The organism is Staphylococcus sp. TCBT05 (assembly GCF_055179755.1).
On record NZ_JBUQDQ010000033.1, the window covers coordinates 1 to 740 of the forward strand.

Below are 740 nucleotides of genomic sequence, written 5' to 3' on the forward strand. Positions count from 1 at the left end.
TACCTTCGCTTGCGCTAAGCACTCCTCTTAACCTTCCAGCACCGGGCAGGCGTCAGCCCCTATACTTCATCTTACGATTTTGCAGAGACCTGTGTTTTTGATAAACAGTCGCTTGGGCCTATTCACTGCGGCTGATCGTATGATCAGCACCCCTTCTCCCGAAGTTACGGGGTCATTTTGCCGAGTTCCTTAACGAGAGTTCTCTCGCTCACCTTAGGATTCTCTCCTCGACTACCTGTGTCGGTTTGCGGTACGGGCCGCTGTTTTCTCACTAGAAGCTTTTCTCGGCAGTGTGACATCAGGAACTTCGGTACTATTATTTCCCTCCCCATCACAGCTTGTCCTTAAGAAAAGAAGCATTTGACTCCTCTTCAGACTTACTGCTTGGACAGACATTTCCGATCGTCTGCATTCCTTAGCCTCCTGCGTCCCTCCATTGCTCAAACAAAAACAACGGGTACAGGAATATCAACCTGTTATCCATCGCCTACGCCTATCGGCCTCGGCTTAGGTCCCGACTAACCCTGGGCGGACGAGCCTTCCCCAGGAAACCTTAGTCATTCGGTGGACAGGATTCTCACCTGTCTTTCGCTACTCATACCGGCATTCTCACTTCTAAGCGCTCCAGCAGTCCTCACGATCTGCCTTCGACGCCCTTAGAACGCTCTCCTACCAATACACCTAAAGGTGTACTCCACAGCTTCGGTAATATGTTTAGCCCCGGTACATTTTCGGCGCAG

Annotated in this window: 1 rRNA gene; it reads right to left on the reverse strand. The window is 51.1% G+C overall.

The annotated features are described in order from the left end of the window. Positions 1-740 (reverse strand): 23S ribosomal RNA (locus ACY191_RS06970); the annotation flags it as partial.